This is a genomic window from Vicinamibacteria bacterium, from assembly GCA_035620555.1.
Classification (GTDB): Bacteria; Acidobacteriota; Vicinamibacteria; order Marinacidobacterales; family SMYC01; genus DASPGQ01.
In genome coordinates this window covers 1-3,577 of record DASPGQ010000727.1, presented here as the reverse complement: position 1 = coordinate 3,577, position 3,577 = coordinate 1, and the positions used below count along the sequence as shown (strand labels likewise).

Below are 3,577 nucleotides of genomic sequence, written 5' to 3'. Positions count from 1 at the left end.
TCCTGCTCGACGATCGGAGCGCTCTCGGAGAAACGCTTCGACCGGACGCTCCGACGCTGAACGGCCCGCTTCTCGTCGGGCTCGTGCGACTTCGGCTCGAAACGCTCTCGCTCGACGCCGGCGTTGTCGAGCTCACGGTGTCGGCGGAGGTAGCTCCCAAGACGCATGAACAGCTCTCGCTCGTGGCCGAGCGCCCCAGGCGCGATCCTTCGAGCTGCAACCGCGCATTCGCCCGTTTGAGAGCGGAGTTCGGAGAGAGCGCCGTGGTTCGCGCTGCGCTCAAGGACGGGCATCTCCCCGCATCGAGATTCGAGTGGTCGCCACTCGAGTCGTTTCCCGAACGTGGTGCTCCGGAGGCCGGCGCCGAACGGTCCCTCATCCGTCGCATCTTCGACAAGCCCGTGGCGCTTCCCCATCGCTCTCGCCACGAGCCTGACGGCTGGCTGCTGCGCGGCCTGGAATTCGGGCCGGTGCGCGATTTCCTCGGGCCGTACATCCTCTCCGGGGGATGGTGGCGGCGCACGGTGGAGCGCGAGTACTACTTCGTGAAGATGCAGCATGGAGACGTGTTCTGGATCTACTTCGATCGCTTCCGGCGCCGCTGGTTCCTGGAAGGCCAGGTTGAGTGAGGTCGAGTGAGATGCCCCTGGCACCTTACGCTCCCCTCTGGTGCAAATCCAACGGATCTTTCCTGGAAGGGGCGAGCCATCCGGAAGAGCTGGTCGAACAGGCCCACCGGCTCGGGCTTCCCGCGATCGCCATCGCCGATCGTGACGGCGTCTACGGCATCGTTCGCGCGCACCTGAAAGCCCTCGAGATCGGCATCCATCTCATCATCGGCTCTCAGATCACGATCGAAGACGGCTCGACCCTGATCCTTCTCGTCCAGAGCCACGAGGGCTACCGGAACCTCTGCCGCCTCGTGACCCGAGGCCGTCTTCGTTCCGAGAAAGGGAGCTCCTCGGTTTCCTGGGAAGAAGTCGCCGAGCACCAGGAAGGCCTTCTCGCTCTATGGATCCGCGAAGGACCGCTCGGTCTCCTGCGCGATGCCTTCGGCGATCGCCTCTATGCCCTGGCGACGCGGCACCGGCGCGACCTGGACGTTCCCTGGGAAAAACGCCTGAGGGAGGAAGCGGCCCGCTTCGGTGTTCCCGTCGCCGCGGGGATGGAAGTGCTCTACCACCACAAGGAGCGCCGGGACCTCCAGGACGTCCTCACCGCCATCCGTCACGGCGTTACGGTCCGGACCGCTGGCAGGCTCCTCAAACCGAATGCGGAGTACGCGCTCCGTACGCCGGTCTCTTTCGGGGAGCTCTACTCTGACGATCCACTCGCCGTCGAGAGGACGCTTACGGTTATGGAGCGCTGCACGTTCTCCTTGAAGGACATCCGCTACCGCTATCCCGCGGAGAAACTTCCCCAAGGAAGCACGACATCGAGGTGGCTCGAGCAGCTGACGTTCGCGGGAGCGCGGTGGCGCTACGGTGGCGAGGTGCCGGACGACGTCGAGCGGCAGCTTCACAAGGAGCTCGCGCTCATCGAGGAGCTCGACTACGGTGGGTATTTCCTCACCATGTACGAGATCGTCCAATACTGCCGGCGGAACGAGATCCTCTGTCAGGGACGAGGCTCGGCGGCGAACTCCGCCGTCTGCTACTGCCTCGGAATCACCGCCGTCGACCCGGTGCGCATGGGTCTTCTCTTCGAGCGTTTTCTGTCCAAGGACCGTGCCGAGCCTCCCGATATCGACCTCGACATCATGCACCAGAGACGCGAAGAGGTCATCCAGTTCGTCTACGAGAAGTACGGACGCGACCGCGCCGCCATGGTGGCGAACGTCATCCGCTACCGGGGCCGAACCGCCATACGCGACGTCGGGAAAGCCCTCGGGCTTTCCGAGACGAGCCTCGACCGGCTCGCGAAGCTGGTCTCGCACTATGACGGCCCGACGGTCGAAAGCCTCAGGCAGGCGGGCTTCGATCCCGACACTCCCGACCACGAGCACTTGCTCCGGCTCGCCAGCACCATCCAGGACTTCCCTCGCCATCTCGGGATCCACCCGGGAGGCTTTCTCCTCGGCCACGAGCCGGTTCATCAGATCGTTCCCATCGAGAATGCCACGATGGAGGACCGAACCGTCATCCAGTGGGACAAGGACGACATCGAAGCGCTCGGGCTCTTCAAGGTCGACCTTCTCGGCCTCGGAGCCCTCACTCAGCTCGATCTCTGTTTTCGTCTCTTGAACCAGCACCGCGGCGTCGAGCTTTCCATGGCGACGATTCCCGCAAACGATGCCGAGACTTTCGACATGATCTGCCGCTCGGAGACCGTCGGGGTCTTCCAGATCGAAAGCCGCGCCCAGATGGCGATGCTTCCCCGCCTGAAGCCGCGCAATTACTACGATCTCGTCATCGAGGTCAGCATCGTGAGACCCGGCCCCATCACCGGCGGCATGGTGCATCCTTACTTGAGGCGGCGGAACGGCGAGGAGCCGGTGACGTATCCCCACGAGATCCTGAAGCCGGTTCTGGAGAAGACCCTCGGTGTCCCTCTCTTCCAGGAGCAGGTGATGCGCCTCGCGGTGGTCGCCGCGGACTACACGCCGGGCGAAGCCGATCAACTCCGCCGCGACATGGCGGCATGGCGGCGAACGGGAAGAATTGAGCGGCACCGTGAAAGGCTCGTGAGCCGCATGCAGGCGAAGGGCATCGCCCTCGAGTTTGCCGAGCGGGTTTTCCAGCAGATCACGGGATTCGGCGAATACGGCTTCCCCGAGAGCCACGCGGCGAGCTTTGCCCTCATCAGCTATGCCGCCGCATATCTTCTGCGGCACTACCCGGCGGAGTTCGTCTGCGCTCTCTTGAACGCCCAGCCCATGGGCTTTTACTCCCCCGCCACGATCATCGAGGACGGAAAGCGGCGGGGAGTGGCCTTCTTACCCGTGGACGTTCGCGAGAGCGATTGGGATTGCACGATGGAAGACGGCGGCGTTCGGATGGGCTTTCGCTACGTGAAGGGGCTCGCGGAGAACGAGGGCGTGAGGATCCTCGAAGCCAGAGGTGCCGAGGTTTTTACCTCCATGGAAGATTTCTCGCGACGGAGCGGCGTGAGCGAGAAGGCACTCGCCGCCCTCGCCGAGGCGGGTGCGTTCGACGGCATCGAGCCGACGCGGCGGGCATCCCTGTGGAAGGCGCGCGGTCTTCGTAAAGAGGACCCCGACGTCTTCCTCCCCACTTACGAGACCGACGTCCAGTTCGAGGCGCTCGACGATTTCGAGCGCATCGCCTGGGACTACGAGTCCAGCTCGCATAGCACCGCAGGCCATCCGCTCGGGCCGCTGCGAGAGGCTTTGAAGGCGCAAAGGCTTCCCGATGCCCGGACCATCGCACAGATGCCGAACGGCCGCCGCGTCCGCTATGCGGGCCTCGTCATCTGCCGCCAGCGTCCCGGCACCGCCTCAGGCGTCACCTTCATGACCCTCGAGGACGAAACCGGATTCGTGAACCTCGTCATCTGGCCAAAGAAGTTCGAGGAGTACGCCCTCCTCGTCAAGACCACGCCGTTTCTCGGCGCGACG

At 64.4% G+C, this 3,577-nt stretch carries 2 protein-coding genes; both read left to right on the top strand.

All coding sequences use genetic code 11. The features are described from left to right. A partial coding sequence (locus tag VEK15_29325) for a DNA polymerase Y family protein (protein ID HXV64835.1) occupies positions 1-629 on the top strand: 629 nt, incomplete at its 5' end. A gap of 11 nt (positions 630-640) precedes the next feature. Further along, the coding region (locus VEK15_29320; protein ID HXV64834.1) for an error-prone DNA polymerase at positions 641-3,577 on the top strand (2,937 nt) is incomplete at its 3' end.